Annotated in this window: 2 protein-coding genes; one reads left to right on the top strand and one right to left on the bottom strand. The window is 64.0% G+C overall.

The features are described 5' to 3' along the window. The first annotated feature begins 514 nt into the window (after positions 1–514). The gene (locus ACXJL8_RS38160) at positions 515–1,459 is read left to right on the top strand and encodes an AEC family transporter (RefSeq protein WP_456686716.1); all 945 of its coding nucleotides are present in this window, start codon (positions 515–517) and stop codon (positions 1,457–1,459) included. A gap of 375 nt (positions 1,460–1,834) precedes the next feature. Here ACXJL8_RS38160 and tenA read toward each other — a convergent pair whose 3' ends face one another. Continuing rightward, the gene (gene tenA, locus ACXJL8_RS38155) at positions 1,835–2,509 is read right to left on the bottom strand and encodes a thiaminase II (RefSeq protein ID WP_456621986.1); all 675 of its coding nucleotides are present in this window, start codon (positions 2,507–2,509) and stop codon (positions 1,835–1,837) included. Positions 2,510–2,861 lie beyond the last annotated feature (352 nt).

Below are 2,861 nucleotides of genomic sequence, written 5' to 3'. Positions count from 1 at the left end.
GTGAACGCCTGTTCGTTGGCAACGAGGGCGGAAGCGAAACCCGGGACGTGTGCGGTCTCGGCAACAGGCGGGATAGGCGGACGACAGCCGGACCAGAGGCCCCGAAAGGGGTCATTTCGTTTCTCCGCTGTCGTCACCCGCCTTGTGCGCAATTGCGCACTGGGGCGGGTGACCCGGTATTCCAGAGGCGGCTGTAGTTCCCAGAGGAGCCGCGGCGTACTGGATCCCCCGCTTTCGCGGGGGATGACGGCGGTGGGTGGGGCTGCTCCGCGGTGTACGGCTAACCCGTTGGCGGAACTGGCGAGATCGGGTCAGGCCCGAGCCTCCGGCGACCGTCCGGCAAAAAAAACGCGAAAACAACCCCATGCACAGTAGCGGGGGCCTTGATATGCCTTGTGAAATCGCCTCTACGGATTTTACGAAGTGAGTTTGACTCGTCGGGCAAAACAGGGGCATGATGCCATGATCGAGGATGCGTGGGGTGGCCGGCCGGGATCCCCGTGAGTGGGGGTGCATGGCCACCGTATTGATCGTCGCGCCGGTCTTTGCCCTGATCGCGGCCGGCTATGCCGCCGTGCTGTTTCGCTTCGTCTCCGAGACCGCGCACAAGGGCATCTCCGAATTCGCCTTCAGCATCGCCATCCCCGCTTTGCTGTTCCGCACCATCGTCGTCTCGGAATTCCCCGATGTCAGCCCCTGGCGGATGTGGGGCGCCTATTACGGCGCGCTCGCCATCATTTGGATCGCGGCGCTGGCGCTGTCGGCCCTGCTGCGCGAGCGGCGCGAGGACCGCGAGGACGGCGTCGTGTTCGCGATCGGCTCGGTCTACGGCAACATCGTGATGCTCGGCATTCCCTTGACGCTCTCGGCGCTGGGCAACGAGGCCGCGGGGCCGATGGCGCTGATCCTGTCGGTGAACACGCCGCTGCTCTGRCTCTGCGGCATCCTGCAAATGGAGCTTGTCAGCCGCAAGGGGAGCGGCTCGCCTCTGGCGGTGATCCGCCCCGTGCTCGCGGATCTCGCCCGCAATCCGCTGATGCTGGGAATCGGTTTTGGCGTGCTCTGGCGCTTTACGGGGCTCGGCCTCAACCCCGTGGCCGACAGAACCATCGAGCTGCTCGCGCAGGCGGGATCGCCGGCCGCGCTGATCGCGCTTGGCATCAATCTGTTCCGGTTCGAGGTGAAGGGCGAGAAGCTCGGCATCCTCGTGATGTGCGCGCTCAAACTGCTGGTGATGCCCGCGGCCGCCTTGCTGCTGGCCAAGCTGCTCGGTTTGCCCCCGGTTGCAGCCGGCGTGATCGTGCTGTTCGCGGCGATGCCGACCGGCGCGAACGCGTATATCTTCGCGGTCCAGTACAAGCGGCTGGTGAACCCGGTGTCGGGCGCGGTGGCGCTGGGCACGCTGCTGGCGGCGGTGACGTTGCCGGTGGTGGTGCTGATCGTGGCGGGGGTGAAGTAGCGCCGCTTACGCAGCCCAGTCCATAATCGCGTCAATGAAAGTCTGAGCCTGGCGGATCGCGTCCACCCTCGTGGCACAGACACCGACCGACACGGTTCGGCCTTTTCCCACAGTCCACTTCCAACCGGAAGGGTAGCTCATTTCAACGATCGAGAAGCTTACGCCGCGATGTTCCACGGAGGACCTCCGCTAACATGTTGCTGTGCGAAAAGACTACGCGAAATGATGAATGCGGTCTAGCGGGGACGGCCGACAGACGTGGTTTCTGTTAGGCTTTCAGGAATCGTGACGGAAGCTCGACCCGACAGATCGAGGAGCACCGTCATCGTAATTCGATAACTCTTCAGGTCATGAGCCTGACGACTGCCGAAAGGGTTATTGAACAGGCTGGCCCGCGCGCCAGGCCATCTCCCAGAAGTCTGCTTCGAGTCGGGTGGCTTCCTTGAAGATCGCAATCAGCTCTGCCTCGCGGGCCGGCGTGGCGTAGAGATCGGCGAGATGCTCCATGTGCGCCCGCGCCTTGGCAGCGACCTCCTGGTACGGCGCGCCGGCGTACTCGGCGATCCAGACGCGGTAGGCGTTCGTCGCGGCGTCCGCGAGGGGGAGCGAGGCGAGCCGCGTTGCGATCTCCGCGTACCCGATCACGCAGGGGGCAAGCGCCACCTTGAGTGCCAGCAGATCGCCGCGCATTCCCGTGTCGAGCACGTAGCGTGTATAGGCCAGCGTCTCGGCCGCTGGAGGGGTCTGTTCAAGGTCGGCCGGGGATAGACCCCAATCGGCACAGAGCTTCACATGCAGGTTCATCTCGACATCGAGGATGGCCGAAAGGCCGGCTGCTGCTTCACGCATGTCGGCAAGTCTGGGTGACTTGTAGACCGCGAGCGCGTACGCGCGGGCAAACTCGATGAGGAACAGGTAGTCCTGAACGAGGTAGTGACGAAACGCCGCTTCGGGGAGCGAGCCGTCCGCCAATCCGTTCGTGAAGGGATGCTCGGTGTAGGCCCGCCACTCAACGGATGCTTCTGTCTTGAGACGCTCGAAGAAACTCACGATCTTTTCCGCCCGGCTTGCTTGTCCATGAACGTCCTTGGCTCGCTACCGATAGCGCATTGCGAACCGAGGAGCTACGGTGACTGCGGACAAAACTGGCTTTGAGCAGCGGTGCGGATGAGGCACTCCCCGCGTCGAGAGTTTTGTGTGCTGTTACCGTAATGGCGTAATGGTGTAATCCCGGTTCAGTATCAGCGGCTGGTGAACCCGGTGTCGGGCGCGGTGGCGTTGGGGACGCTGCTGGCGGCGGTGACGTTGCCGGTGGTGGCGGGGGCGGGGGTGAGGTAGGGCCGTGAGCCGTCGGGAGAGCGTAGCTGGGTCGAGCCGCGTCCAAATAGGCTAAGAGTGATCG

Source organism: Bradyrhizobium sp. P5_C11_2 (assembly GCF_054049755.1).
The sequence above is the reverse complement of the archived record's forward strand: the minus strand, read 5'-3'. Positions and strand labels throughout refer to the sequence as shown.